Here is a 26,917-nt window from a genome sequence, read left to right as displayed (position 1 = left end):
CGTCAGCGCCAGGAGGCGCCGAGGTCAGTTTGATGCATGGGTACTCTCGAAGATCTTGTCAGCAGACGCCGCCACAAAACCGGAGTACAGACTGCCATCCGGCTTCGGATAGCGCAGGGCGAATTCATAGAAGCAGCTAGGTACTGTGGCCACCTGGTCAGTAAACTCCAGGGCCACCCGGTCTGCCAGGGTGGATGACTGTTCCAGCAGTTCTTGCGGTGACCCTTTCACCTCGCCCCCGGAGGTGTTAATCGCGAAGCCGTGGTCTTTGAGCAGTTGGTTGATCTGTGCAACGGTTTTGATGCTCTCGAGATGATTGATGCTGACCGTAAAATGGTTGGCTCGATAACCCCAGGCTGCGGTCCATGCGGCGTATTCGCTTTCCTCCAGAAGCGACCGGTAGGTGCGGTAATCCAGTTTCCAGTGGCGGCCGGACGTCAGAAAGTCATCCTCATCTACCGCATCCGGATTCGTTTGTGCCACAAGGTCAGAAACGATGGCCTGCAGCTGCGCCGAACATTGATCCACCAACAGCTCAGAGATGAACACCTTGGGAACATCCGGGTCAGGGTGCTCGTAATGCCGGGCGTAGAGTTTTTTGGCTTCAAAATGATATTCACCGCCTGGTTGATAGCCAAGGTTGAGAAAGTGGTCGGCCAGTCTGTCCAGGCGTACCGGCTCCAGGTTGAAGGTGCGCAGTGCAATGTGGTCGTTGACGATGGGGTGGCTTTCGCGTTCGCCCAGCAGCTGATGAATGCGCTCAGCGGAGGGCGTCACCCGTCGATAGGATTGCCATAGCCGGGAAAAAAGCGTGTTCAGATCATTGTGCATGGCGGAACTCCTGGTGAGCACTCATCTCACTTGTGTTCAGTGTGGGGTGGTTTTTGACCAGGGGTAGGGCCCAGATCGGGTCTCCACCATTCAAGCCCAGCTTTCGCTGAATGCCCGCCGGCAGCGGAAGTTGATCCAATCCATCTACCCCTGGCAACGAATCGATGATCGTTGCACGGAATCCGGAACACTGGCCGTTGGCCACAATCAGCGGAGACCCGTTGTGGCCGGCAATCCGGGGGCCGCCATATAAGCCCCGGTATAGCCCGCTGTTGCGAACACTGGTGATGGCATCCCGTGCGCATTCAATGGTCGGTCCGGCATCGAAAAGATCCACCAGTCCACGATGGCGGAATCCTTCCTGTTTCAGCAAGTGTAGCGCCGGGCGGGTGTCCTGGTGAACCTGGCCGATGACTGCCTGAGCTTCAATGGCCATGTCTGCAATGTCGAACGGGCCAGGGGGAACAAGTTGTTCCAGAAAGCGCGCATCACTCTGGGCGGAGAGTTGCGTTACCGTGGAAAAATCCAGATCGACCACCTGATGTCTCAGCCAGTTCCAGAAAGGCGAGTGGCCATGAGTGTCAGACACACCCCGCATCTCTGCTATTACCGTGTTTGCGAAACGCTCTGGGTGCAGCGCCATAAATAGAAACCGGACTTTCGAGAGGAGTTTACCGGCATTGGCCTGGCGGTATTCCGGGCGAAGATACAGTGAACAGATCTCGGTGCAGCCCGCGTAGTGCTCGCAACGGGTCAGGGTTTCTCTGGCGAGGCCTGCTGGCCCGATCGTTCTGTCGCGTTTGAAGTGGTGCAACGGGCGGTCGAGCCCGACGCTGGCCTGGATGCCAGTCGTGCCCATGATCACTTCGCTGTCTTCATCCTCAAGAACAAACAGATATTGCTCGTAAGTGGGATTGGCTGCGCACCGCTCAAAGCTCTTAATGGAATGCTCGATCTTCTGTGCCAGCGCGTCCCGGTCTGGCATCAGGGATGTGAATCCCGGTCCGGACTCAACGGCAATCTGATAAAGGGGATTAAGGTCCCGGAGTGTGATAGGGCGGATCAACATAGCCGACATCCTGAATGTTGTTTGGGTTCAGTATGGCGGCTGTCTATGCCGATCTGTAGATTCAAATTGGTCGAAATGGTCTATAATTTATACATATCGACGAATCAGGTAATCAAAATGATTAGTACGCAAGATCAGAAACTGTTGGGACTGCTCCGGCAGAATGCTCGGGCCAGTGTGACAGACCTGGCTAAGGGACTGCATGTTTCCCGTTCTACCGTACAAAACAGACTGGCGAAACTGGAGGCGCAGGGAATCATTCGTGGCTATACCTTGCTGCTGGGCGGCGAATACGCTGCCAATCAGGTGGAGGCCCATGTGTCGGTTAAAGTGCACCAGAAACTCACCGCCCGCACCAACGCCGAACTGGAGCAGATTACTCAGGTCTGTCAGTTATTTTCGGTCAGTGGGGAGTACGACCTGATTGCCATCGTCCAGGCTCAATCACTGGAGGAATTGAGCCGTGTATTAGACGACATCGGGAACCTTGAAGGGGTTGAGCGGACTAACTCGGCGGTCGTGCTTGAGACCCGTTTCAGGCGTTAGCTGGCGCTCAGGATCCGAGAAAGCCCGCATAGGCGGTATAGAGAAAGGCGCCAGAACCGATGAGTATTACGGCCCAGGCGGGGAAGATCAAAGCAGAGCGAGTCGAGGTTCTCATTGGGCGACGTTCTCCTGTGGTATTGGTCAGCAATACGCGATACGTCTTAATCTAGACCAGGCTTGATGGATGTCACGAAATATTTTGGGAGGTGCGTCGCAGCTTCGAGCTAATTGGTCAACTTCCGGGATGTTTATTGCTATTGAGCGCGCGGAAAAGTTGGCTAGTATGAATGCAACAATAAAAAGCGATTCCAGACAACCGAAGATAACAACAACAAGGAGCCACCATGGCTATAGACCCACAAAAGCAGACGTCTTTGCACTGCCTGTACTACTGGGCCCAACATACTCCCGATAACGTTTACCTGACCCAGCCGTTCCCCGATGGCCGGGTGGAAGACATCACCTGGGCGCAGGCTGCCGATCAGGTGTCACGGATGGCCGCCTACCTGAACAGCCTTGGTCTGCCAGAGCACAGCAACATCGGCATTCTGGGCAAGAATAGCGCGCATTGGATACTGTCGGATCTGGCCATTTGGGCAGCCGGCCATGTCAGCGTGCCACTTTACCCGACCCTGAATGGTGAAACGGCTGCTTATATCCTTGAACACAGTGAGGCTAAACTGTTGTTCCTGGGTAAGCTGGACGGTACGGCGGACGGCTGGAACGACATCAAGCATCATATTCCTACTGACCTGCCCATTGTGTCTCTGCCTTTGTCGCCGCGCGATGACACTCCGAAGTGGCAGGAAATCATCAAAGAGCAGTCGCCCGCTGAGCCAAAACTGCCTGACCCGGATGCGCTGGCCACCATCGTGTACACCTCTGGCAGTACCGGCCGGCCCAAGGGCGTGATGCACAGCTTCCGCACCATGATTTCGGTGGCGGATGGTCTGCAGCAACTGTTCCCGGTATCCTCCAACGAACGCATGCTGTCTTACCTGCCGCTGGCCCACGTGGCGGAGCGGGCAGCGGTTGAAACCCAGTCTCTTTACTACGGTTTCCACCTGTACTTTGCCAACTCCCTGGATACCTTCCAGGAGGACTTGCAGCGGGCCAGGCCCACGTTGTTCTTCTCGGTACCGCGCCTGTGGATGAAGTTCTACCTGGGTGTGAATGCCAAGCTGCCGCCCAAGAAACAGAAAATCCTGTTCAATATTCCGATCCTGAACTCTCTGGTTAAAAAGAAGGTGCTCAAACAGCTGGGCCTGGACCATTGCCGTGCTGCCCTGACCGGCGCGGCACCGTTGTCTGGAGAGATTATCGGTTGGTATCGGGGCCTTGGTCTGGAGCTGCTGGAAGTGTATGGCATGTCGGAGAACTTCGGTTACTCCCACGCCAACCGCCCCGGCCAGGCCAAGGTGGGTACGGTCGGCATGGCGAACCCTGGTGTTACACACCGCATTGGCGAAGGTGGTGAGGTTCAGGTCAAGAGCCCCGGCCAGATGCTGGGCTACTATAAAAATGAAGAAAAGACCAAAGAGGACCTGACCGATGACGGCTTCCTCAAAACTGGCGATATGGGTGAAATCGACCAGGATGGCTGCCTGCGTATCACTGGCCGGGTGAAGGATCTGTTCAAAACCTCCAAGGGCAAATATGTAGTGCCGGTGCCCATCGAGAACCGGTTCAATCATCCGAAAGCCGAGGTGGTGTGTGTAGCCGGTGCCAACCAGCCTCAACCTTGCCTGATGGTGTTGTTGTCAGAAGAGGCCCGGGACGAGCTGGAACGCGGTGGCGACCGGGGAGAACTGGAACAGGAGCTCGCCCAGGAGCTGGATGCCGTCAACGCCCAGAGCGAGGCCCATGAGAAAGTGGCCTTTGTGGTGGTGGTCAAGGAGCCCTGGACTATGGAAAACGGCATGTTGACGCCGACCATGAAGATCAAGCGGAACGTGATCGAGGACTTCTATAACCAGAAAATGGACGAATGGTTCGGCCAGAAGCGGAAGGTAATCTGGGAATTCTGATCAGAACCTGCCTATATACGCGATAAAAAACGCCGGCATGTGTCCATGCCGGCGTTTTTATTTGTGCGTAGGCTACCGGGTTCCGGTAACCTCAGTGACCGCCCTGTACCTGAGGCATGTCTGGCGCAACTGCAGCCGCTTTGCGGTTGAAAATCCGCACCTTACGGCTGAAAAACTGCATCGCCTGCTGTGCAGCAGCACGGGTATACTGGCGCCTGACCTCGGTACTGTTGTGGAGGATACTTGACGGCAGCGGGTTTACGGTTGCGATATGGCTCTCGGTCATAGCGCCTTCCTCCTTTGTCTGGTGGATTAATTAGCGATCTATCTTTAATTTAACGACTATTCTAGGAGTTCTTATTTGCAGTTTGAATACGTTAAAATCCGTACTCACGTTGCGAATATGCAGTAACTATGGACTGGGATTATCTTCGATACATACGGGCTCTGGCAATAGGTGGAACGCTGGCGAAAGCCGGTGAATTGCTGGGTGTACACCAAACCACTGTTTTACGACGACTTGATCAGATGGAAGAGTCGTTGGGGGTGCAGTTCTTCGAACGCAACCGCGATGGATTGCAGCTCACCCCGGTTGGCGAAATGGCGTTTCGGGAGGCCCAACGGTTGGCGACCGATGTGGAAAACCTGGAACGCAAACTGGTCGGTGACGATGCCGCGCCGGTGGGCAAGGTCCGGGTGGCGGCCGAAGATGCCATGCTGAATGAGCTGCTCGGGCCGATCCTGGCGGAACTGGTCCACGCCTATCCGGATATCGAACTGGAGGTGCTGACCGATAACGATGTGGCGAACCTCAGCCACCGGGAAGCCGACCTGACCTTACGGCCGGAGAATAAACCCCAGGCGACCCTGGAAGGCGAGCGCATTGCCGCGGCGGATTCCGCTGTCTACGGGGCCGCCCGATACTGCCGCCGACACCGCAATATGGATATCGAGAACCACCCGGAGGACTGCACCTGGATACTGCCGGATGAGAGTTTCAGCCATCTGGCGACCGGGCGTTGGTATCGCAAGCACTTGAAGAACGTCTCCTCGGTGATTCGCTGCAACAGCCTGCAATCCATGGCAACCCTGGCCAGGTCTGGCGCGGGGTTGGCCGTGTTGCCCTGCTATCTGGGCGAAGCCGCGAGAGAGCTGCGCAGGCTATCAGACCCACTGGAGGGCGAGAGCGTGGACTTGTGGCTGCACGTAAACCAGGACACCCAGCAGATGGCTCGTGTGCGCATCGTCATGGAGTTTCTGGTTGATCGCCTGAAAGCGCTGGAATCTGCCATTGAGATAAGCGCGTCGCTCTGAACCTAAGCGTCGGCCTTGCAGAACGGCCAGAACTGGTACCAGCGCCAACATTGGAACTCCGCTTCGCACTGCTTTAACTGATTGTCGTAGCGAAAGGCGCGGTTCTGAACCCTTTGGGCAAGGGATTGTATAGCCGGTTTCTGTTCGAACGTTCGGCGAGCGTAGCCGCCACGGCCTTCATGATAGGCCAGGTAAAGCTGCCTGGGTGCGCTGAATGGAATGCCGAGCTCGCGGTTGCTGAGGTGGTTGTACCAGCCGACAAAATCCAGTGCGTATTGCATGTCGGTGCGCACGGTTCGCCAGGTGGCATTACTGGCGGCCAGATACTCGCCCCAGGCGGGGTCAAGTGCCTGGGCATAGCCGTAGGCAGTGGTGGGACGCTTCCAGGGAATCAGTCCCCAAAGCCGGGTGCGGGGCGGCCGGGCATGGCTCCGGAAAGATGATTCGTAATAGACGAAAGCCAGTTGTGTGGCGATGGGGGTGCCCCATTTATCCTCGGAGGCCCGGGCATAGTCGTACCACACCGTATGCTCCCGGAAGATCTCACAGATGTTTTCCGGGTTGGCCGGAGGTTCCGGGGCCAGCAGGCTGAAACGCAGGGTGGCCCAGGTGCCGATCACCAGCCCCAGCAAGGACAGACCGTACCAGCGGATGCGGGAGCGCCACACATTAAATCGCTTGTTGCGGATATTCCGGGACTTTCGGGTTCGTCTGCGCCACATCCCTACCAAACTGTCATCTCCAAAGGCCTTGGGGCACTTGCCGTAATGGCTTCAGGCGTGTCATAAACAGGGCCATCGCAGTAACAGGATAATAGAGAAATGAGACTGATCACCCTAGTTAAACCTCTTTTAGTTGCCGGGCTTGTGTTGTCGGGAACGGCCCATGCATCAACGGATGCCCGTGACGTTCTGGCGGCATCGCCCATTGATGACATCGTGGGCCAGTACCCGGCCATGATGAGTCAGGGTATACGGGACGGTCTCAAACAGAGCGGCCAGGTGCCGCCGATGGTGGCGGATACTATCGGTTATGTGGTCAGCAGCAGCTACAGGGCAGAGGACATCGAGCGTAAGCTGGTGGACAGCCTGGATGAGTCGTTAACGAACAAACAGCTTGAGGAGGTTCATGCCTGGTACCAGACGCCGGTTGCGCAGAAGATATCCCGTGCGGAGATAGCTGCGTCTGCACCTGCCGCCTGGTCAGAGGTACGAAGCCGTGCCGGAGAGCTCAACGAAGCTTACAAGGGCACTACCCGGGAAAAGCTGTTTGAACGCTTTGACCGGGCTTCCCGCGCAACGGAAACCACAGTGGATACCACCATTGCTGTGCAGTTGGGTTTGGCAACCGCCATGGCAGCCCTGAGCAGTGACTCGGTGCATTACGAACGGTTACGGCAGCGCCTGGAGAGCCAGCGTGGGATGTTGCAGGGCATGGTTGGGCAACAGGTTTACGACAGCTATTTGTACACCTACCGGAATATCAGTGTTCAGGAACTGGGCCTGTATCTGGATTTTCTGGAGAGTGAGTCGGGTAAACGCTTCACCGAGGTGGTGACAGAGAGCATTCAGGCGTCAATTACAGATCCTATCGAAACCATTGGTAGCCAGTTGGCGCGGTTCAGGAACTTCGGGACAGGCGAATCTCGATAGCAAACGACTGCTGTCTGCGCAGACAAGCGCAGACAGCAGTTGCACTGGCTTAGCTGCGGGAAGTCACTTCCAGCAGGTGATAGCCAAACTGGGTCTTGATCGGCCCAATCACGGTGTTCAGGTCGCTGCTGAACACGGCCTTGTCAAACTCGGGAACCATCTGGCCAGGGCCGAATGAACCCAGGTCGCCACCGTTACGGCCTGACGGGCAGGAGGAATGCTGTTTTGCCACTTCGGCGAAATCCTGGCCACCTTCAATAGCCTTCTTCAGTTCTTCACATTTTGCTTCGCTGTCTACCAGAATGTGGCGTGCAGTTGCTTGTGCCATGATCAAGTTCCTGTTGTCGGATGGAGAAATGGACGGAAACGTCTGACGTGAATGCTGCCCTCACAGCCTGCTGCTGGCAAGCCCTTTTTATCCGTGTTTCTGCGGCCTCACAGTCTTGCGCCCAAACCTGTACAATGCCGGCTTTCATTTGCCGGCGTGCTGCCGGCCCCTACGCTGACAGGTTCTTTTCTTGATCTCCACCGCCAATCTCACCATGCAATTCGGGGCCAAGCCCCTGTTTGAAAATGTTTCCGCCAAGTTCGGCAATGGCAACCGTTACGGTTTGATCGGTGCCAACGGCTGCGGTAAGTCCACCCTGATGAAAATCCTCGGTGGCGACCTGGAGCCGTCCGCCGGCCAGGTGATGCTGGAGCCCAACATCCGCCTCGGTAAACTCCGCCAGGATCAGTTCGCCTACGAGGACTGCACGGTGATGGACACCGTGATCATGGGCCATGGGGAACTGTGGCGGGTGAAGAAAGAGCGGGACCGTATCTACTCCCTGCCGGAAATGAGCGAAGAAGACGGCATGGCGGTGGCGGACCTGGAAGTGGAATTCGCCGAAATGGACGGCTACACCGCCGAATCCCGCGCCGGCGAACTCCTGCTGGGCCTGGATATTCCCCTGGAACAGCACAACGGCCCCATGAGCGCCCTGGCCCCAGGCTGGAAACTGCGCGTGCTGCTGGCCCAGGCCCTGTTCTCTGACCCGGACGTACTGCTGCTGGACGAGCCCACCAACCACCTGGACATCAACACCATCCGCTGGCTGGAAAACATCCTGGTGGCCCGCAACAGCACCATGATCATCATTTCCCACGACCGCCATTTCCTGAACAGCGTGTGCACCCACATGGCGGACCTGGATTACGGTGAGCTGCGCCTGTTCCCGGGCAACTATGACGAATACATGACCGCCGCCACCCAGGCCCGCGAGCGCATGTTGTCAGACAACGCCAAGAAAAAGGCCCAGATTGCGGAACTGCAGCAGTTCGTCAGCCGCTTCTCCGCCAACGCTTCCAAGGCCAAGCAGGCCACGTCCCGCGCCAGGCAGATCGATAAGATCCAGTTGGAGGAAGTGAAGCCGTCCAGCCGGGTGAGTCCGTTCATCCGCTTCGAGCAGGGCAAGAAGCTGCACCGCCAGGCGGTGACTCTGCTTGGTTTGACCAAGGGGTTTGAAGACGGTCCGCTGTTCAAGAACCTGGATTTGCAGATTGAGGCGGGAGAGCGGGTGGCTATCATCGGCCCAAACGGTATCGGTAAAACCACGCTGCTGCAGTGTCTGGCAGGTGCCTGCGAGCCGGATGCCGGCGAGGTGAAATGGACCGACAGTGCCGAGGTAGGTTACTTCGCCCAGGACCACACCGCCGACTTTGCCCGGGATGACACCCTGACCGATTGGATGGCCCAGTGGACTACCGGTGGTGAGCAATTAGTGCGCGGTACGTTGGGACGGATGTTGTTCTCAGGGGATGACATCGGTAAGTCGGTGAAGGTGATTTCCGGTGGTGAACAGGGGCGGATGCTGTTTGGTAAGCTGATTCTGCAGAAGCCGAACGTGATGCTGATGGATGAGCCGACCAACCACCTGGATATGGAGTCCATCGAGGCGCTGAACCTGGCGCTGGAGAACTATCCGGGCACGCTGATTTTCGTGAGCCATGATCGGGAGTTTGTTTCGTCGCTGGCGACTCGGATTATTGAGTTGAAGGCGGATGGCATTACCGATTTCAGCGGTACTTATGATGACTATCTCCGGAGCCAAGGCTACGTCTAAAGTTGACTATGGAGCTAGTTGTTCCTGGCTAACATCGGTGCCGGTGGACGTGTGGGTAGAGCCTTCCAAAACACGCTCCTTCGGCACGTCCTTGTGACGCTTGGGCTCCGCCATCCATGGCTCCGCACAGTTTTGGAAGGCTCTACCCACCCGCCCACTCATACATCGGAGTGGCTTTCAGGTTCTAAAGGCGAATACTGTGAATGAAAACCAGATTGTGAGCGCAACGAGGAAATGGGTCGAAGACGTAGTCGTTGGCTACAACCTCTGCCCCTTCGCCAAACGGGAACTGGTCAAGAACCGGGTTCGGTTTACGGTGACAGATGCCAACAACGAAGACGACCTCCTGCAGGCCCTACATGCGGAGTTGCAGCGTCTGGAAGACGAACCGGAGATCGAAACCACGTTGTTGATACACCCGGGCGCGTTGAAGGATTTCTACGCCTATAACGAGTTTCTGGACGCTGCCGATGCGTTGCTGGCCTACCTGGAGTTGGAGGGTGTTTATCAGATCGCCAGTTTCCACCCGGATTACCAGTTCGCCGATACCGAGCCGGGGGCTGCTGAGAATTACACCAACCGGTCTCCGTACCCCATGTTACACCTGTTGCGGGAAGCGAGTCTGGAGGCGGCGATTGATAGCCATCCGGATGTGGACGGGATTCCTGATCGTAATATCGCGCTAATGAATGAGCTGGGTGCGGAGAAGATGCGGAGTAATTTGTTGGGTTGCCTTGAAAATTCCTCGAATACCACTGAATAGTTCGCGGAGCCTGCGGGGGACAGCCTTCCAAAACTGTGCGGAGCCATGGATGGCGGAGCCCAAGCGCCCCATGGATGGGCCGAAGGAGCGTGTTTTGGAAGGCTGTCCCCCACAGGCGATATCGCCCGAGTTGAGGCAAAGGGCAATTGAGCTTAAGGGAGTAAAATTGTGGGACTGCTTTTCGAACAAATTGACAGCCAGCCCTCGGTGATCGGGGAAATCACGCTGCGCCGCCGCAGGATTCCGGCACTGGGTGACCGGGATATCTACGAAGTGAAACTGGGCGAAGAATTCCTCATGTCCAGCATGTTTGTCGACGCCGAAGTGGCGCTCTCAGACATCGGCCTGGGCGAAACTGAAGGCGACAACCTCAGTGTGGTTGTGGGCGGACTCGGCCTTGGCTATACCGCTGTCGCAGCTCTCAAGCATGAGCGCGTCAGCGAACTGCTCGTTGTGGAATATCTTGAACCCGTCATCGGCTGGCACCAGCAAGAAAAAGTGCCCCTCGGCAAAGACCTCAACGCCGACCCCCGCAACCGCTACATACACGGCAGCTTCTTCGACCTCGCCATCGCCGACCCCGAAACCGGCGGCTTCGACCCGGAAGCACCAGGCAAACAGTTCGATGCCATCCTGCTCGACATAGACCACTCGCCCAGGGCCCTGCTGCACGACTCCAGCGCCAGCTTCTACACCGCCAACAACCTCCGCCTCATGGCCCGGCAACTCAAGCCCCGGGGCGTGTTTGCCATGTGGTCCAACGAAGGTGAGGACGATGAATTCATGGCGACGCTGCGGGAAGTGTTTACCGACGTAGCCTGCCACGTGGTCAGCTTCTACAACCCCTTCCAGAACCGCGAATCGTTCAACACCGTCTACGTGGCCCGCAAACCAGGCTGAAAACCTTAAGCGGCTTTTTCCAAGGCCCCAGCCAGTGCAAGGTTGGGGTAATCACTACCCCTGGTAACCACGATCCCCGGTTTGCTGACAGCCCCCTGGTCTTCTAGGCTCAAGTAAAAGGAGCAGCTTTCAGGAGGTTTTCATGTCTGATCACCACGTTTACAAAAAGGTGGAAATAGTCGGTTCTTCAAAGAAAAGTATTGAAGACGCCATTGATAATGCGCTTCAGGAGTGCGGAAAAAGCGTCCGCAACATGGAGTGGTTTGAAGTGACCGAAACCCGCGGCCACATCGTTGATGGCAAGGTTGGCCACTATCAGGTTGTGATGAAGATCGGCTTCCGTATTGCCGACAGCTGATTTCTTTGAAGGTGGATACCCAGAATGACGTCAGCGAAGGGGGAGGTCTTGCCTGCCCGCAAGCCGGACTGAGTCCGGCGAGCAGGCGCGGGCATCAGGCGAAGTTCAACTGCTTGCGCCACTTGTGCAGCAGGAATTCTGTGTCGTGCTGCCAGGGGTGGAAGTCTGGTTTGAAGTAATCCAGGTACTCCGGAATGATCGCGGTGAACATGCCCTTGCGGCCCCACACACGGTTCAGGCCTTTGGCCCAGGACTTCAGATTCAGTAACTGCTTGTCTTCGCGCATAAGCTCAAAAATGAACGAGTGGATGGCCACCATGATCAGCGTTGTGATCAACGCCATAACACCCATGCGGATGGCGTAGTCCACTACTGTCTTATCGTAGAGCTTCTCGTAGGTGTCGAAGGCCACAGCCTTGTGCTCGTTCTCTTCGATACAATGCCAGGCCCAGAGGGTGCGCATGGACGGGTCGATGGCATTCACCAGGTCTTCGCGCTTCAGCAGCTGCGCTGAGAGGATGCCCGTGAAGTGCTCAAGGGCAACGGTAGCGGCCAGGTGCGCCCGTTTGTTGTTGAGCAGGGGCAGGTTCTTGGCGGACAGGAAACCGCGGGTCCAGCCCTCCAGTTTCTTGATATCGAAACCCTGATTGATGGCACCCTCGTTGAAGTGGCCATGCTCCTTCGCGTGCATGGCCTCCTGCCCGATAAACGCGCTGATGTCCTTCTGCAACTGAGGGTCGTTGATCTGGTCACGGACTGCCCGAACACTGTCCACGAAGAAGCGCTCACCGTCCGGGAACAGTGCGGAGAGGGCGTTGAACAGGTGGGTCATGAACGGGTCACTGTCGACCCAGTGCCGCGGTACATCCTCAAAACCAAAGTCCTGACGGCGTACCGGAAAAGATGCTGTGACTGCTGACATAGCGACTGCCTCGATTGTGTTTGTCTTACAATCACACATTACGCGCCAAGAGCCGTAAAAGTCCGGTCAGAAAGGGACAGATGTTTATCAATTGGTATGTTGGTGCCCAGAATAGGCAGGGAGGGGGTGCCCGGGCAGCGCGCTGCCCGGGCGATCGGGGTTACATCAGGTTGTAGATAAACACGATGGCAACGGCCACCGGGGTAACAAACCGCACGGTGATAAACCACAGGTTGAACATGGTCGGTGACAACGACAGTTCGTTCTCCATGGCCTGGCGGGACATCACCCAGCCGGCAAACAGTGCGACCAGCAGGCCACCCAGCGGCAACAGGATGTTGGCGGTGAAGAAGTCAAGCAGGTCGAAGATGGTTTTGCCCTCCAGCATGGGAATGAAGCCCAGCGGAGCAACGTCGGCCCAAAGGTTCAGTGACAGAACGGAGGCAATGCCCAGGGCCCAGCACACGCCGCCGGCGGCCAGAGTACTGATGGTCCGGTTCATGCCCTTCTGTTCTTCCAGCCACTCCACGATGGGCTCCAGCAGGGAGATGCCGGAGGTCCAGGCGGCGAAGATCAGCAATACGAAGAACAGTGTGCCGAACAGGGTGCCCATGGGCATCTGCCCAAAGGCCAGGGGCAGTGTCTGGAAAATCAGGCCAGGGCCGGCACCGGGTTCCAGTCCGTTGGCAAAGACAATCGGGAAGATTGCCAGACCAGCCAGCAGCGCTACGCCGGTGTCGATCACGGAGACGGTAATGGAGGTTTTGGCGATGGAGATCTTTTTCGGCAGATAAGAGCCATAAGCCATCATTACCGCCATACCCAGGCTCAGGGTAAAGAACGCGTGGCCAAGGGCAACCAGCACGCCGGATGTGGTCAGCTTGGAGAAGTCGGGCTGGAACAGGAACGCTGCGGCCTGGCCGAAGTGGCCGGTGGTCATGGCGTAGCCAACGACCAGCAGCAACAGCACAAACAGCGCCGGCATCAGGATACTGACGGCCCGTTCAAGGCCGGAGCGGACGCCCCGGGCGACGACCACCATCACCAGAGCCATAAAAACCGTGTGCCAGAGCAGCAAGGTGGACGGATTGCTCAGCAAACCGGAGAAAATGGCTCCCACGGCTTCGGCGGATTGCCCGGCCAGCTGCCCGCTGGCGGTGGTGCCCACGTAGGATATTGCCCAACCACCGATCACCGAGTAGAACGACAGTATTAAAAAGCCAGCAAGAACGCCGATAGCGCCCACCAGTTTCCAGGCCGGTTTGAGTCTGTCCCGTTCGGTAATGAGTCGGATGCTGTTGACCGGGCTGCGACCACCCCGGCGGCCGATCATGACTTCCGCCATCATGATGGGAATGCCGACAACGGCGATGCACAGCAGGTATACCAGCACAAAGGCGCCGCCACCGTTTTCGCCGGTAACGTAGGGGAATTTCCAGATATTGCCAAGCCCGACGGCGGAGCCGGTGGCAGCCAGAATAAAGGCGAACCGTGAGGACCATAGCCCTCGTTTTGCGTTGGAGCCCTCAAGGGCATCCGAATAGGTGGCGGAGCCGGATGAAGTGACAGACATAGCGATCTCCCGAAGGTGTTGTTTTTGTTTCAGGGGTTAAAAGGGGAGCCGCAGAACCCTGCGGCTCCCAAGGGGAAGCACCGGTGTCAGGTCAACCGGCGCAAGCCAGCCGCCTGGGCGCCAGCCCAGCACCGGCGGCGTGCTTTCTGAAGCGCTCTTCTGCCAGTTCATTGGCGATCTCACCGGTGGGGAGCCCGGTGCGATCAGAGCGCTGGAATATTTCCGACAAGGTGTCACCAATGGTGTCCACGTGGGCGCGGATTTGCTCGGGTGAGCCTCCGGTGCGCTCGTAGAACACATCGATGATACCGCCGGCGTTGATGGCAAAATCCGGAGCGTAGAGGATGCCCCGGTGTTTGAGGGCCGCATCATGTTCGGGGCGGTCCAGGAGATTGTTCGCGGCGCCGGCCACGATGGCCGCCCGGATGGCCGGAATGCTCTGGTCGTTCAGCACTGCACCCATGGCGCATGGGGCTACAACATCCACCGGCAGGCTCAGGATGTCATCGGAGCCAACGGGCGTTGCACCAAACTCGTCCACTGCGCGCTTGAGGTTATCGGCGTGAATGTCGGTGACCCACAGTTCTGCACCGGCCTCTTTCAGGTAGCGGGCCAGGCGGAAGCCAACATTACCAATGCCTTGGATAGCCACCTTCAGTCCGGTCAGGTTATCCGTGCCGAGCTTGTGTTTTACGGCCGCTTTAAGGCCAATAAAGGTGCCGTAGGCGGTTACCGGCGAAGGGTCCCCTGTGCTGGGCTGGCCATCAAACCCGGTGCGGGTGGTTACGCCGGCCACGTGCCGGGTATGGCGGCCCATCACTTTCAGGTCTGGCACGCTGGTGCCTGAGTCCTCAGCGGCAATGTACTGGCCGCCGAGGCTTTCCAGGTGCCTGCCCATGGCTTCGAGCAAGGCTTCGGTCTTGTGCTTACGCGGGTCGCCGATGATGACTGACTTGCCGCCACCCAGGTCGAGATTGGCCAGGGCCGATTTATAGGTCATCCCCCGGGACAGTCGCAACACATCCCTCAACGCTTCCTCATCGCTTGCGTAGGGGAACATTCGGCAACCGCCGAGTGCTGCACCCCTTGACGTATTGTGGATGGCAATGATGCCCTTCAGGCCGGTTTCGGCGTCGCAGACAAAAGACAGGTGTTCGTGGTGATCGAACTCCGGATGGCTGAATACGTTCATGGCGTTTCACCTCTGTTCCGTGGCCGGCCGCTACCCTTGTGGGGCCTGCGGCGGCTGTTTTTGTTTTAGACCGCCGCGTTGGCGATTTGTTGGTGTGCCCGTTCACCGGGGTTCAGTTCAGCCCGGTACTGCGCCCGTTCTTTTCGGGTGGCATGATAGGCCGCTTCTTTGACCGGGCCGTAACCGCGGATCTTCTCAGGCAGGCTGGCCAGGTTTCGCGCGGCATCGGCGTGGTCTTTGCTCAGGTGTTTGAGCAGGAAGGCCACATCAGTTTCATACTCCCGGATGATCTTGCGCTCCAGGCGGCGGTCCGCGGTGTATCCGAAAGGGTCCAGGGGTGTGCCTCGCAGGCTGCGGGCTTTCGCCAGCCAGGCGAACACGGTTTCCATCCAGGGACCGAAAGTGCGTTTCTTAGGGCGTTCGCCGTTTTTACTCCGGCTGAGCAGCGGCGGTGCCAGATTGAACTCCAGCTCAATGTCGCCATCGAACTGCTCCTCCAACTGCTTGCGCAGGCTGCCATTGCTGAACAGTCGCGCCACTTCGTACTCGTCTTTGTAGGCCAGTACCTTGGCGTAGTTGTCGGCGATGGCCCGGAACAACAACGGGTCACGGCCGAGTTTCTGGGAGATGGTGTGTTCCGCCTGGCGCACCAGTCTTTCATAGCGCTTGGCCAGGGCGGTGTTCTGGTAATCGCTCAGGTGTTCCATGTTGCGCTGGATCAGTTGATCCGTGGTTTCCATCACCTGCACAGGTGTGCCTTGGGGTTTCGGGAACGCCAGGGCCATCACCCGGTCCAGATCATGGGCAGCCCGGCGGCCCCACAGAAATGCCTGTTTGTTTTTCTCGACCGCCACGTTGTTAAGCTCAATGGCCCGCTCTATGGCTGCGGCACTGAGCGGTAGCAGCCCCTGTTGCCAGGCAAAGCCGACGGTGAACAGGTTGACCGCCATGCCGTCACCCATCAGGGCTTTGGCGAGGTCACCCGCGTTGAGGAACCAGCTGCCATCAGGCCGGCAGGCTTCCTTGACGGTCTGCTCCATGGATTCGCCGGGGAACTGGATGTCCGGGTCTCGGGTAAAGGCGGCGGGCATGGCCTGTTCGGTATTGACCACCGCCCGTGAGAAACGGTTATCCAGCTTGGCCAGGGCATCGTCGGTGGCGGCGACCATCAGATCAAAGGCAATCATCAGGTCGGCCTCGCCGGCGGGAATGCGTACGGCATGGATGTTGTCTTGCCGGTCACTGATGCGGATATGGCTGACGACAGCCCCGAACTTCTGGGCCAGGCCGGCCTGGTCCAGCACGGAGACGCCTTTGCCCTCAAGATGAGCCGCCATGCCCAGAAGGGCACTGACGGTCACCACGCCGGTGCCGCCGACGCCGGTCAGCAGGATACCGTAAGGATTATTGCCGGTGACCGGCGTGGGTTCCGGAAGCTCAGGGAAGTCCACGTCTGAGCTGACACCGGCTGGTTTCTTCAGTTTGCCGCCTTTGACGGTGACAAAGCTCGGACAGAAACCGCGCACGCAGGAGAAGTCCTTGTTGCAGGAGGACTGGTCAATGGTGCGTTTGCGCCCGGCGTCTGTGTCTTTCGGGAGAATCGACAGGCAGTTGGACTGGATACCGCAATCACCGCAGCCTTCGCACACGTCCGAGTGAATCATCACGCGCTGGTTTGGGTCTTCCATGGTGCTGCGCTTGCGGCGCCTGCGCTTTTCGGCCGCGCAGGTCTGGTCATAGATGATCACCGAACAGCCTTCGATCTCACGCATTTCCCGTTGCAGGGCGTCCAAGTCGTCCCGGTGATGGAAGGTAGTGCGGTCCGCGAAATCCGCCCGCGACGGGTATTTGTCGATATCGTCGCTGACAACCGCGATACGTCGCACGCCCTCACCATACAGCTGATGGCTGATCTGCTGCACCGTCAGGGTGCCATCCACCGGCTGGCCGCCTGTCATGGCCACGGCGTCGTTGTAGAGAATCTTGTAGGTGATGTTGGCACCGGACGCGATGGCCGCGCGAATGGCCAGTACGCCTGAGTGAAAGTAGGTGCCGTCGCCCAGGTTCTGGAACACGTGTTTCTGGTTGGTAAACGGTGCCTGGCCAAGCCAGGTGACGCCTTCACCACCCATCTGTGTGAAGGTGTCGGTACCCCGTTCCATCCAGGTCGCCATATAGTGACAGCCAATGCCGCCGAGGGCCCGGCTGCCTTCCGGTACCTGGGTGGAGGTGTTGTGGGGGCAGCCAGAGCAGAAGTGCGGAGTGCGTTCCAGTCGTTCCCGGGGTTGCGCCAGACTGTTTTCTTTCTCGGTCAGGAAGCCAAGGCGCTGTTGCAGTTTGTCGTTGCAATAACGGCCATCCAGGCGAGAGGCGATGGCCCGTGCCACCATGGCCGGTGTAAGTTCGGCGATGGTCGGTAGCAGGTCGTTACCCTGGTCGTCCCGCTTGCCGATGACATTGGGGCGTCGGCCATCCTGCCAAGTATAAAGCTGAGTCTTGATCTGTTCTTCGATCAAACCTCGCTTCTCTTCGACCACCAGAATCTCCTCCAGGCCGGAGGCAAACTCAAAAATGCCTTCGGGTTCCAGGGGCCAGGGCATGGCGACCTTGTAAACCTCCAGCCCAATGGCTTCACGTTCCTCATCACCCAGGCCAAGGTCGGCCAGCGCCTGGATCACATCCAGGTAGGCCTTGCCAGTGGTGATGATACCCAACCGTGGCTGATCAACGGAAAGCACCGTGCGGTCAAGGCGGTTAGCCCGGCAAAAGGCCTTGGCCGCTTCCAGCTTGTGGCGGTGCAGGCGTTCTTCCTGCGCCATGGGTTTGTCTGGCCAGCGGGAGTTCAGGCCACCTTCTGGCATGGGAAACTGTGTGGGGATACGGATGTTGATTCGGCTGAGGTCCAGATTGGCTGAAATGGACGAATCCATATTCTCGGCCAGGGCTTTGAAACCAATCCAGCAGCCACTGAACCGCGACATGGCCCAGCCGTAGAGGCCCAGGTCCAGGATGTCTTGAATGCCGGCGGGGTTGAGCACCGGCATACCCGCATCCAGAAAGGCATAATCACTTTGATGGGGCAGGGTGGAAGATTTACAGGCATGGTCGTCACCGGCAACGGCCAGTACCCCACCAAATCGGGAGGTGCCTGCCGCGTTGGCGTGCTTGAACACATCACCGGTGCGGTCCACACCCGGGCCTTTGCCATACCAGAGTGCAAACACGCCGTCATAACGGGCGCCTTCAAAGATATTGACCTGCTGGCTGCCCCAGACAGCGGTGGCGCCAAGGTCTTCATTCACCCCGGGTAGAAAATGGATATTTTTTTCTTTGAGATGGTCCCGGGCTTTCCATAGAACCTTGTCAAAACCGCCGAGGGGAGAGCCGCGATAACCGGAGATGAAGCCGGCGGTGTTCAGGTTGTTCTTGCGGTCGAGTTGGGCTTGGAGCAGGGGAAGTCTCGCCAGAGCCTGGCTGCCGTTCATGTATACCGAACCGGCATCTTTTTCCCAGACATCGTCAAGGCTGACGGGACGCAGCCCCTTTGGGGAGCGTAAAAGATCAGACATGTTGAAATCCTCTCCCACCTGGCCGGATCGCGGCGGTAGGTTTGTCTTGTTTTTGTAATCCCGGCTTTTGGCCGAATGTTCGGTTTCATCAGTCCTGCCCGGTGGATTGGCCGGGGTGCCCTTTTGGGGCTGGACGAAAAACAAACTAGAATAAGTTTACGTTCACGTCAACAAGAGCGGGGCGACCGAGTTCGCAAAAGTGTGATTTGTTCATATAACTGATTGAGTAAAATAGGAAAAATAATTCCGGGCTAGCGGTTATTACCTATTCGCGTTTTGGCGGTTCCGGCTTAGTTTCTCGTAATGTCTGCCAGTTTATATCCTTACCAATTTCAGCCGCACAGGGTGCGAGCTGAGTTTTTTCGTTTACTTCCCATCTCATTGTTCGTGGTGGCGTTTGGTGCTGCCTTTGGCCTGGCGGCCATCCAGAAGGGCTTGTCGCCGCTTGAATCCATCCTGATGAGCACCACCGTGTTCGCCGGTGCATCCCAGTTCGCCGCGGTGGACATGTGGGGCACCAAAGTCTCTGTGCTGCCAATGATTGCCGTGGTGTTTGCCATCAACTCCCGGCACCTGCTGATGGGCGCTTCTTTGTACCCCATGCTCAAAGACGTCTCGCCGGGCAAGCGCTACGGACTATTGCTGTTGCTGACAGACGCCAACTGGGCGGTCTCGGCGCAGGAGTACCAGAGTGGCCGGCGTAATCTTGAGGTGATCCTGGGGGGCGGGCTGGTGCTTTGGCTGGCCTGGATGATCGGTACCGGGTTGGGTGTGTACTTCGGTGGCCTGCTGCAGAACCCCAGAGCCCTGGGCCTGGATATGGTACTGGGCTGCTTTCTGTTGGCCATGGCCCTCGGTGGCAAGAAATCGCCCCGCATTCTCGTGGCCTGGCTGGTGGCCGGTGCTGCTTCGCTGGCGGCGTGGAAATGGCTGCCGCCCAATATGCACGTTGTGGTGGGTGCACTGGCCGGTGGTGTGATCGGACTGTTCTGGCTGGAACCCGGAGCCCAGAGCCGGGAAGATAACCTGGAGGTCCGGCATGGCGATTGAAACCACAACCCTGGGTGTTCTGGCGTTGATCGCCATCATGGCAGTGGTGACCCTGGTAACCCGCTTCGGCGGGGTGTTCATCATGTCGTTCCTGCGCATCAGCCCGCGGGTTGAGAGTTTCATCAACACCATGGCCAGTTCGGTGCTGATCGCTATCATCGTTCCCATGGCGGTGGCTGGCGATCTGGGCGCCCTGGCTGCGCTGATGACCACCGGCGTTGCCATGCTGGCCATCCGCAAACCTCTGCCGGCCATTACTCTGGGCCTTCTGGCTGCCGCGTTGGTGCGGTATCTCAACTAAGTCTCTGATTCTGGCTGGTTAAAAATTGCTCAAGTTTTCCGGTGATGTGCCGATACCCTGACAGGTCAGTTGAGGTACGAACACCATGATTTCATCCAGTCAGATTTCCCTGTTTCAGAACAGCACCCGCCAGGTGCAGGCTATGGACAGTAGCCAGTTGCGCATTACCCAGCAGAACGCGGGTTTGCCCCAACAGGGATTGCAGGCCGGCGCCACTGAGTTGTCTTTGTTCCGGCAGGCGGCCTACCGTTACAGCAGCCAGGAGCAGCTGGCGTTCAGCAGTGCCAGCCAGGTGAATGGGGAAAATCGCACGGCCTCGTTTACCAGTGCTGAGCTGATTGAAAAATCCGCCGACCTGTTCCTGCTCGGCCAGCAGGCCCTGACCGTGAGCCGGGCTGCGCTGGGTGGCGAGGCTGTGGGTGAATCCCAGGGCAGTCTGTCGGTGACCGTGGGCCGCTACATGTTCTACTCGGAAAGCGAGAGCCGCAGCTTTGCCTCCACCGGCAGCATTACCCTGCAGAATGGCGAAACCATCGACTTCACGCTGTCTCTGCGCCAGTCACAGTCACGCACCTACGAATACTCCGGACTGATCCAGATCCAGGAACGCCCGTTGACTGACCCGCTGGTGATCAACTTCGGTGCCTCCACCGCTCGGCTGACCGATACCCTGTTCGAATTCGACATGAACGGCGACGGCCAGACCAGCCAGTTTGCCAGCCTGGGTGCCGGCAGTGGTTACCTGGTGTTTGACCGCAATGGCAACGGCAAAGTAGATGACGGCTCCGAGCTATTCGGCCCCCAAACCGGCTCCGGTTTCAGTGAACTCGCCAAGTATGACGACGACGGCAACCGCTGGATTGACGCCAACGACGAGGTGTTCAAGTCCCTGTCTGTATGGGTACAAACCGCCGACGGCGGCCAGGCATTGCGGTCACTGGACGAGGTGGGCGTGCAGGCTCTCTATGTTGGCAGCGTGGACGATCAGTTTACCCTTACGAACCCTCAGGGTGTGCCACTGGGCCAGATCAAGGCCTCTGGTATTTACCTGACCACGGGCGGTGAGGTACGCACTTTGGAAGAACTGGACCTGGCGGAGCAGAATACCGAATCCGCACCGGCGGAGAGCACCTTCCTTGGCGTGCGAGGTGGTAATGAAGCCGCTAATGGCAACGGAAATGGAAACTCTAACGGTAATGGCCCGGTAAATGCCCGCATTGAAGCTATCCAGAACGCACTGGAAAAACTGAACGAAATTCGTAAGAAGCAACAGGACTTTATCGAGGCTTCTCAATCGCAGGGCAAGAAAAAGTCCCCGCTTGATGAATATCTGAAGGTGATTGATCGGCTGAGGCTGGAACTGCTCAATAGCCAGGACGAGAAAAAACAGGCGGCTAGTCGTTATTTGGAGTTTGCCAGGCTCTGACTTTGAGTTTGGGAGTTAGAGCCGGTCGGGTGGACCTTCCCGAAAAAAACGCTGTGAATACGTCCGTGTACGCTTGGCTCCGCCATCCCTGGCTCCGCACATTTTTGGGAAGGTCCACCCGACCAGCTCTTTCAAACTTCGGCGTGGTCTGCTTTAGTCTGGGAGGCTAACCCGCTCCCCGGCCGTCTCCCACACTAAGGCGTAGCCTCGGGCATAGGATTGGTATTGCGCAATGCCAGCTCACCAATCCCAGGTAACTTGATCCCCAGCGCCAAGGGATTAACACCCAGCGACAATCCCAGAATATTCAGTTCTACACCCTCCCGGACGCCCGCCAGAACACCAACATAGCCTCCCAGCGAAAGCTGGTAACCGGCACCACCGGGTGTTGTTGCCCCCACACGATTACCCAGGTAATCCTTGCCGATGGCGTGATTGGGTAACGCCACGTTCAGCCCCGGGGTTTGCCGGATAACCCAGGCCACGAACGTGTTGCTGTTCGGGCCAGGCCAGGCCTCGTATTCGTTGATGTACGGGTACGAGTCTACCGCCTTATAAATTTCCGGAATCAGTGTTTTGGCTTCATCGCCCCGAATATCGGCATACAACTCTGGCCTGGCGCCGAACCAGTGGCGGTCTGGGTCGTCCGGGCGGGAGCTGACTACGTGCTGGCGCCAGCCAATGACCTCATGCACCTTGTAGTGATCGGCGCCTTCCTCTTTGGTGGCCACCCAGGTGTGTACCGCGAAATAACCGCGCCAGCTCCAGGCCCGGGCGCCATATACTTGAACAATGGCCTCGTGAGTGTCTGCTGCCGTCGGTGCTATGCCGGCGCTGTCACGGCTGGCGGTTTGCCAGGCGTTACGTTCGGGCTGGGTGCCGGTGGCTGCCAGCAGCAGGGGGCCGGAGACCAGCAGCAAAAGGGCGCCCAGAAGCCAGCCAGAGTACTTCAATAGTCGTGTCATTGGCGTGTCCGTCATGAGGAAGTCTCACAGACTGTACCCGGGCAAATAAGTTCCGGATCACCCTTGGTCAGAGCAATATAACCCGGGCCGCACTCTATGAGTTACGTATGCTTCTTGCACGGATGGTTGAGGCCAGCTGGTTGATCAGGTCCCGGGCGTCGCCTTCGTGCAGGCTGTGGCATTTGTCCTGCAGTACTCGTCGATCATGGCTGGACGAGCTATTGGAGACATCTTTCAGCAGGTCAAGGTGCTGGCAGGCTGCCAGGTGTGCCTTGATCTCGGTATCAATCAGTCGTGTGGCGAGCCCGTCGACCACGTCGCTGCAGAATGGGCGGTTTCGGTTCAGCAGATTCCGGGCTTCGAGGGCCGCATGCCGGGCTTCCAGCCTCAATTCCCCCGATGCCTCACCGGCTTCAACGGCCCTGAGGAACATGCCCAGGCGCTCGTACAGGTGCCACACCTGTGGCCAGAGTTTGTCATAGGCTTCTTTTTCTGTGCGGTACCGGGCGTCATCGAACGAAGTGGACATTTGTGGTGACGAGCCGGGCTCGCCCGCATGGTTGAACTGCGCCACCCTAAACTCGTCGACTTCCCGCCAGAGCGTGTCGGCCCGCTCACGCAGAGTTGTTAACTCCTCCCGGTGCCGACGCCGGGCGCTGGCGGTGAACAGGATCGTGCCCAAGGCAAGCAGTATGGCCACGGCCGAGAGCAGCAACGGCAGATGATCTGATGAGAGAAAAGTGCCCAGTTGGCCCGTATCCATGGCGTTCGACCTCCGTCGAATTCCTGTACTGAGGTTACAGTATAGAAGCTAATCCTGCTCCTGCTGTCGGAAAGGCAGGGCGGATTGTGCGTCGTTAAAGTAACTTATCACATGCTCCGCTTCCTCGTGTGTGAAGCTTTGGATAGCCTCCCGAAACCCCGGGTGAAGGATGCCGTGCCAGGAATGGGTGATGGTGGGCTCAAAGCCCCGCACCAGCTTGTGTTCCCCCTGTGCCCCCGCGTCGAAGTGCTGGAGCCCGAGGTTCAGGGCGAGTTCAATGCCCTGGTAGTAGCAGGTTTCGAAATGCAGGTGATTGTATTCTTCGAGGCAGCCCCAGTAACGACCATACAGGGTGGTGTCGCTGGCCAGGAACAGAGCGCCGGCAATCAGTTGGCCGTCGCGAACCGCCATGATCAGGTGCAGGTGTTCTGGCATGGTCTCCCGCAATTGCTCGAAGAACAGCTTGTTCAGGTAGGGTGGGCGGCCGCGCTTGAGGTAGGTGGCCTGGTAAAATACGTAAAACGCCGACAGCACCTGGTCGGAAATATCCCTTCCATGAAAATGCTGGAAGTGGATGCCCTGCGCGGCCACCTGCCGGCGTTCTTTGCGAATGGATTTGCGCTTGCGGGAGGTTAGCGCCGCCAGGAAATCGTCAAATCCTTGATAGCCGTGGTTGTGCCAGTGAAACTGGCAACCGATCCGGTGCAGTTCGTCCTCGTGCTGTAATAGTGCCTGGTCTGAGGTGTTCGGGAACAGCAGGTGCCAGGAATGCGCCCCGAGTTGTTCGGTCAGTTTGGTCAGAAGCGAGTCGAGCACTGCCGGCGTGAGCTGCTCGCGGAAGCCGTCCTCCAGCAAAAATCGGGGGCCCTGGGAGGGGGTGAACGGCACAGCGATCAGAAGTTTGGGGTAATAAGGCAGGCTGTAGCGTTGGTAGGCTTCCGCCCAACTGAAGTCGAAAACATATTCGCCCATGGAATGGCTTTTGAGATAGGCCGGGGCGAGGCCACATATTTTTCCGTCAACGCGAAATACCAGATGGCTGGGTGTCCAGCCGGTTTCGGTCCGGGTGCAGCCCGAGTGTTCCAGTGCCTGAAAGAACTCATAGCGCAGGAAGGGGTTGTCGCAACCGGCCAGTCGTTGCCAGTCCCGCTCCGGAATGTCGGCAATGCCGGCGCAGTGTTCCAGGATGATCTCGGGTTTTTCAGGTGTTGCCATGGTTGGGGTCAGGTCCGGTGTCTAATTCCTATACCATACGACAGAACCCGGTCCTTGATCACTTGTCACTGTCACGGCGTTGTAAAGGTTAGGTAAAGAAAAAACGTGGTAGGTCAGAACCCTCTGACGGCCATGCTAGACTGTGGCCAGGTAACAGACGAGAGAGCAGCATGCAGAACCGGGTATTGTTGATCGAAGACGATGACGAGCTGAGAGAACTGCTGACCAGATACCTCACCAATCAGGGATTCACGGTTCGGGAAGCCGCCAATGGCCGGGATGGCCTTGCCCTGGCGGTGGGGCAGGATTGCGATATTGTGGTTCTGGATATCATGCTGCCAGACATCAATGGCCTGGATGTTCTGCGTGAGCTGCGTGGGCAAACCCACCTGCCGGTGATTCTACTGACGGCCCGGGGTGACGAAACTGACCGTATTGTCGGTTTTGAGGTGGGCGCCGATGATTACATCCCGAAACCCTGCAATCCCCGCGAGCTGGTGGCCCGCCTGCAGGCGTTGCTTCGCAGGATCGCCTGGGACCAGAAATCCGATGTGGACGCTACCCGCACCTACGGAGACCTGCGGGTGGAGCCTGGCCAACGTCGAATCTATCAGGACGATGCGCCCCTGGAGCTGACGGCGACCGAGTACGAGGTGCTTCAGGTGTTGCTGGCCCACGCCGGCAGTGTGGTACGCAAAACCGACTTGATGCAGTGGGCTCTTGGTCGCAGACTGGAAGCTTACGATCGCACCCTGGATATGCACATCAGCAATCTGCGTAAAAAGCTCGGTAACGATGACCCGCCTCGAATCGAAACCATACGAGGTCTGGGCTACAGCTACCGGGTGCCTGCAGCATGAAGCGTTTTATGTTCCCCTTGTTCTGGCGAATTTTCCTGTCAATCTGGCTCGCCATGTCGGTCACTGTGGTGGCCAGCAATCTCGCAACCCGGTACCTGCTGGACCGGGAACGGCAGGCCATTGAGCGCCAGGTAGGATTGCATGAGCTGGCCCGGGAAGCCCTGGTACTGCGCTTGGGGGAAGATCGCGGTGCAATGTGGCGTTTTCTGAGAGCCGAGGGTGAGCGCCTTGACTTGCACCTTATGCTGATCGAGAAAGAAGAGGGCGAACACCGTTTGCCCCGCCACATTCGGGAACGCATCCAGTCCGGCTGGTATCCCAACAAGCCAGCAGTAATCACTCTGGAAGAAGGCTATCAACTGGTCGCCTGGCCGAGGATGGGTAGTGACGGCTGGCTAGACCCCAGGTTTTTTCGGTATGTCGAGCTCGGACTGGCCTTTCTACTGATCTCTCTGGCTTGCTGGTGGATTGCCCGTTTGGTGTCCAGGCCGCTGCGCCAAATGGAGTCGACGGCAAAGGCAATCGCGGAAGGCGACACCCAGTTGCGGGTGCCCAACCGGATTGCCCGCCGCCGGGATGAAGTCGGTCAGCTGGCCAGTGCTTTCAACGCCATGACCGACCGGCTGTGTCAGTTACTGGAACGCCAGAATCATCTGCTGCGTGATATCTCCCATGACCTGAGAACGCCGCTGGCCCGGCAGCGGGTTGCTATTGAGATTGCCAGTGACGGCGGTGCCGATCCCGCGCTCATGGACAGCATCCTGCGACAGAACGAGCGGCTGGAAACCATGACCGGGCAGATTCTGACCCTTTACCGGGTATCTGAGAACGGCGGCTCGTTGGAGCGGGAGCCCGTGAAGCCTCTGGCACTGATGAACCGGGTGCTGCGGGATGCGTCCGATTACGCGGAGCACCGGGGGGTGGACTGTAAACTGGTGGCGGCCGATGACACCCGAACAGTGTCAGTGCTGGGCGACGCAGGGTTATTGCAGCGGGCTCTGGATAACGTGTTGCAGAATGCACTGGACCACACACCGCCGGGTAAATCCGTACACGTATCATTAGCTTTGGTGGATGGCAGCATACAACTGGATATTGCCGATGATGGCCCGGGCGCACCAGACGGGCTATTACAGCAGTTATTCGAGCCGTTTTTCCGCGCTGATAAATCACGGGGCGGTAAAGGTTGGGGGCTGGGGCTGGCCATTGCCCGGGACATCGTTAATGCCCACGATGGCAGTATTTCGGCCTGTAACCGTTCGGAGGGCGGCCTGCAGGTCACCATCCGGCTACCGGTGTTTATTGGTGGCTGATTGCCGTTTGTCGGGTTGGGGCCCGACGGTATTTTCCAGCTCAGCGTCGTCATTGGGCTTTAGGCGCGCAGCGGCTGAGAAGTCGATGCCCTCTTGCAGCTCCTCCTCATCAAAGCGAATGCCGCAGGCCGCTTTGCGTATTTTTGCCGGGGCGGCGGTGCCAGGACTGTTTTGATCGTTATCTTCGGAGGTCATAGGTTACT

26 protein-coding genes are annotated in these 26,917 nt (G+C 58.0%); 13 read left to right on the top strand and 13 right to left on the bottom strand.

Features of this window, described 5'->3' with window-relative positions; genetic code table 11:
• Window positions 1-24 precede the first annotated feature (24 nt).
• Together ASQ50_RS05715 and ASQ50_RS05710 are read right to left on the bottom strand one after the other, a co-directional pair.
• The gene (locus ASQ50_RS05715) at window positions 25-831 is read right to left on the bottom strand and encodes a DUF1338 domain-containing protein (RefSeq protein ID WP_058092181.1); all 807 of its coding nucleotides are present in this window, start codon (window positions 829-831) and stop codon (window positions 25-27) included.
• Window positions 821-1,900 (bottom strand): arginine N-succinyltransferase, encoded by a 1,080-nt coding sequence (locus ASQ50_RS05710; protein WP_058092180.1) that lies wholly within the window; start codon window positions 1,898-1,900, stop codon window positions 821-823. The genes ASQ50_RS05715 and ASQ50_RS05710 overlap by 11 nt, the downstream gene beginning before the upstream one ends.
• Before the next feature lie 117 nt (window positions 1,901-2,017).
• Between ASQ50_RS05710 and ASQ50_RS05705 the strand changes: the two genes are divergently transcribed.
• Together ASQ50_RS05705 and ASQ50_RS05700 are read left to right on the top strand one after the other, a co-directional pair.
• A complete protein-coding gene (locus ASQ50_RS05705; protein ID WP_058092179.1) occupies window positions 2,018-2,446 on the top strand; it encodes an Lrp/AsnC family transcriptional regulator in 429 nt (142 codons plus the stop codon).
• Between the two features lie 344 nt (window positions 2,447-2,790).
• On the top strand, window positions 2,791-4,473 hold the full coding sequence (locus ASQ50_RS05700) for an AMP-binding protein (protein ID WP_058092178.1): 1,683 nt from the start codon (window positions 2,791-2,793) through the stop codon (window positions 4,471-4,473).
• A gap of 91 nt (window positions 4,474-4,564) precedes the next feature.
• Here ASQ50_RS05700 and ASQ50_RS05695 read toward each other — a convergent pair whose 3' ends face one another.
• Complete coding sequence (locus ASQ50_RS05695) at window positions 4,565-4,759, bottom strand: hypothetical protein (protein WP_058092177.1); 195 nt, start codon at window positions 4,757-4,759, stop codon at window positions 4,565-4,567.
• 128 nt (window positions 4,760-4,887) lie between these two features.
• Here ASQ50_RS05695 and ASQ50_RS05690 point away from each other — a divergent pair, with 128 nt between their 5' ends.
• Complete coding sequence (locus tag ASQ50_RS05690; protein ID WP_058092176.1) at window positions 4,888-5,787, top strand: LysR family transcriptional regulator; 900 nt, start codon at window positions 4,888-4,890, stop codon at window positions 5,785-5,787.
• 2 nt (window positions 5,788-5,789) lie between these two features.
• Here the strand turns inward: ASQ50_RS05690 and ASQ50_RS05685 are convergent, their stop codons facing one another.
• On the bottom strand, window positions 5,790-6,509 hold the full coding sequence (locus tag ASQ50_RS05685) for a hypothetical protein (protein WP_058092175.1): 720 nt from the start codon (window positions 6,507-6,509) through the stop codon (window positions 5,790-5,792).
• A 99-nt stretch (window positions 6,510-6,608) separates the two neighbouring features.
• Between ASQ50_RS05685 and ASQ50_RS05680 the strand changes: the two genes are divergently transcribed.
• A complete protein-coding gene (locus tag ASQ50_RS05680) occupies window positions 6,609-7,439 on the top strand; it encodes a DUF2059 domain-containing protein (protein WP_058092174.1) in 831 nt (276 codons plus the stop codon).
• A gap of 49 nt (window positions 7,440-7,488) precedes the next feature.
• Here the strand turns inward: ASQ50_RS05680 and ASQ50_RS05675 are convergent, their stop codons facing one another.
• Window positions 7,489-7,767, bottom strand: a complete 279-nt coding sequence (locus ASQ50_RS05675; protein ID WP_022987955.1) for a peptidylprolyl isomerase — start codon at window positions 7,765-7,767, stop codon at window positions 7,489-7,491.
• A 190-nt stretch (window positions 7,768-7,957) separates the two neighbouring features.
• Here ASQ50_RS05675 and ASQ50_RS05670 point away from each other — a divergent pair, with 190 nt between their 5' ends.
• The 4 genes from ASQ50_RS05670 (at window position 7,958) to ASQ50_RS05655 (ending at window position 11,565) form a co-directional block, all read left to right on the top strand.
• Complete coding sequence (locus ASQ50_RS05670) at window positions 7,958-9,544, top strand: ABC-F family ATPase (RefSeq protein WP_058092173.1); 1,587 nt, start codon at window positions 7,958-7,960, stop codon at window positions 9,542-9,544.
• A gap of 199 nt (window positions 9,545-9,743) precedes the next feature.
• Window positions 9,744-10,307, top strand: a complete 564-nt coding sequence (locus tag ASQ50_RS05665) for a DUF1415 domain-containing protein (protein ID WP_058092172.1) — start codon at window positions 9,744-9,746, stop codon at window positions 10,305-10,307.
• A 168-nt stretch (window positions 10,308-10,475) separates the two neighbouring features.
• The gene (locus ASQ50_RS05660; RefSeq protein WP_058092171.1) at window positions 10,476-11,207 is read left to right on the top strand and encodes a hypothetical protein; all 732 of its coding nucleotides are present in this window, start codon (window positions 10,476-10,478) and stop codon (window positions 11,205-11,207) included.
• 142 nt (window positions 11,208-11,349) lie between these two features.
• Window positions 11,350-11,565, top strand: a complete 216-nt coding sequence (locus tag ASQ50_RS05655) for a dodecin (RefSeq protein ID WP_058092170.1) — start codon at window positions 11,350-11,352, stop codon at window positions 11,563-11,565.
• A gap of 94 nt (window positions 11,566-11,659) precedes the next feature.
• Here ASQ50_RS05655 and ASQ50_RS05650 read toward each other — a convergent pair whose 3' ends face one another.
• From ASQ50_RS05650 to ASQ50_RS05635, 4 genes are all read right to left on the bottom strand, one after another.
• Window positions 11,660-12,487, bottom strand: a complete 828-nt coding sequence (locus tag ASQ50_RS05650; protein WP_058092169.1) for a metal-dependent hydrolase — start codon at window positions 12,485-12,487, stop codon at window positions 11,660-11,662.
• A 160-nt stretch (window positions 12,488-12,647) separates the two neighbouring features.
• Window positions 12,648-14,060 (bottom strand): sodium-dependent transporter, encoded by a 1,413-nt coding sequence (locus ASQ50_RS05645; protein WP_058092168.1) that lies wholly within the window; start codon window positions 14,058-14,060, stop codon window positions 12,648-12,650.
• A 91-nt stretch (window positions 14,061-14,151) separates the two neighbouring features.
• Entirely contained in the window at window positions 14,152-15,252 is a 1,101-nt protein-coding gene (locus tag ASQ50_RS05640; protein WP_058092167.1) for a Leu/Phe/Val dehydrogenase, read from the bottom strand.
• A gap of 65 nt (window positions 15,253-15,317) precedes the next feature.
• Window positions 15,318-18,821 carry an indolepyruvate ferredoxin oxidoreductase family protein gene (locus ASQ50_RS05635; RefSeq protein ID WP_058092229.1) on the bottom strand — a complete coding sequence of 1,168 codons (3,504 nt, stop codon included), beginning with the start codon at window positions 18,819-18,821 and terminating at the stop codon, window positions 15,318-15,320.
• A 303-nt stretch (window positions 18,822-19,124) separates the two neighbouring features.
• Between ASQ50_RS05635 and ASQ50_RS05630 the strand changes: the two genes are divergently transcribed.
• From ASQ50_RS05630 to ASQ50_RS05620, 3 genes are all read left to right on the top strand, one after another.
• On the top strand, window positions 19,125-19,871 hold the full coding sequence (locus ASQ50_RS05630; RefSeq protein ID WP_058092166.1) for an AzlC family ABC transporter permease: 747 nt from the start codon (window positions 19,125-19,127) through the stop codon (window positions 19,869-19,871).
• A complete protein-coding gene (locus ASQ50_RS05625; RefSeq protein ID WP_058092165.1) occupies window positions 19,861-20,172 on the top strand; it encodes an AzlD family protein in 312 nt (103 codons plus the stop codon). The genes ASQ50_RS05630 and ASQ50_RS05625 overlap by 11 nt, the downstream gene beginning before the upstream one ends.
• An 85-nt stretch (window positions 20,173-20,257) precedes the next feature.
• Window positions 20,258-21,598: a hypothetical protein gene (locus ASQ50_RS05620; RefSeq protein WP_058092164.1), complete on the top strand. Its 1,341-nt coding sequence runs from the start codon at window positions 20,258-20,260 to the stop codon at window positions 21,596-21,598.
• 194 nt (window positions 21,599-21,792) lie between these two features.
• On the opposite strand, the gene ASQ50_RS05615 is transcribed toward ASQ50_RS05620, so the two are convergent.
• The 3 genes from ASQ50_RS05615 to ASQ50_RS05605 form a co-directional block, all read right to left on the bottom strand.
• Entirely contained in the window at window positions 21,793-22,563 is a 771-nt protein-coding gene (locus ASQ50_RS05615; protein ID WP_058092163.1) for a DUF3750 domain-containing protein, read from the bottom strand.
• A 94-nt stretch (window positions 22,564-22,657) separates the two neighbouring features.
• Window positions 22,658-23,326 (bottom strand): hypothetical protein, encoded by a 669-nt coding sequence (locus ASQ50_RS05610; protein ID WP_058092162.1) that lies wholly within the window; start codon window positions 23,324-23,326, stop codon window positions 22,658-22,660.
• Window positions 23,327-23,374: 48 nt separating this feature from the next.
• Window positions 23,375-24,541 (bottom strand): GNAT family N-acetyltransferase, encoded by a 1,167-nt coding sequence (locus tag ASQ50_RS05605; RefSeq protein ID WP_058092161.1) that lies wholly within the window; start codon window positions 24,539-24,541, stop codon window positions 23,375-23,377.
• 170 nt (window positions 24,542-24,711) lie between these two features.
• On the opposite strand from ASQ50_RS05605, the gene ASQ50_RS05600 reads away from it, so the two are divergent.
• Both ASQ50_RS05600 and ASQ50_RS05595 read left to right on the top strand, forming a co-directional pair.
• Window positions 24,712-25,401, top strand: coding sequence for a response regulator transcription factor (locus ASQ50_RS05600; protein WP_058092160.1), 690 nt, complete (start codon window positions 24,712-24,714; stop codon window positions 25,399-25,401).
• Window positions 25,398-26,714 carry a sensor histidine kinase gene (locus tag ASQ50_RS05595; RefSeq protein ID WP_058092159.1) on the top strand — a complete coding sequence of 439 codons (1,317 nt, stop codon included), beginning with the start codon at window positions 25,398-25,400 and terminating at the stop codon, window positions 26,712-26,714. Before ASQ50_RS05600 ends, ASQ50_RS05595 begins: the two co-directional genes overlap by 4 nt.
• On the opposite strand, the gene ASQ50_RS05590 is transcribed toward ASQ50_RS05595, so the two are convergent.
• Window positions 26,691-26,909 (bottom strand): hypothetical protein, encoded by a 219-nt coding sequence (locus ASQ50_RS05590; protein ID WP_058092158.1) that lies wholly within the window; start codon window positions 26,907-26,909, stop codon window positions 26,691-26,693. The two genes, ASQ50_RS05595 and ASQ50_RS05590, sit on opposite strands and share 24 nt — an antisense overlap.
• Window positions 26,910-26,917 lie beyond the last annotated feature (8 nt).

Origin of the sequence: Marinobacter sp. LQ44 (genome assembly GCF_001447155.2) — a bacterium.
Taxonomy (GTDB): domain Bacteria; phylum Pseudomonadota; class Gammaproteobacteria; order Pseudomonadales; family Oleiphilaceae; genus Marinobacter.
The sequence above is the reverse complement of the archived record's forward strand: the minus strand, read 5'-3'. Positions and strand labels throughout refer to the sequence as shown.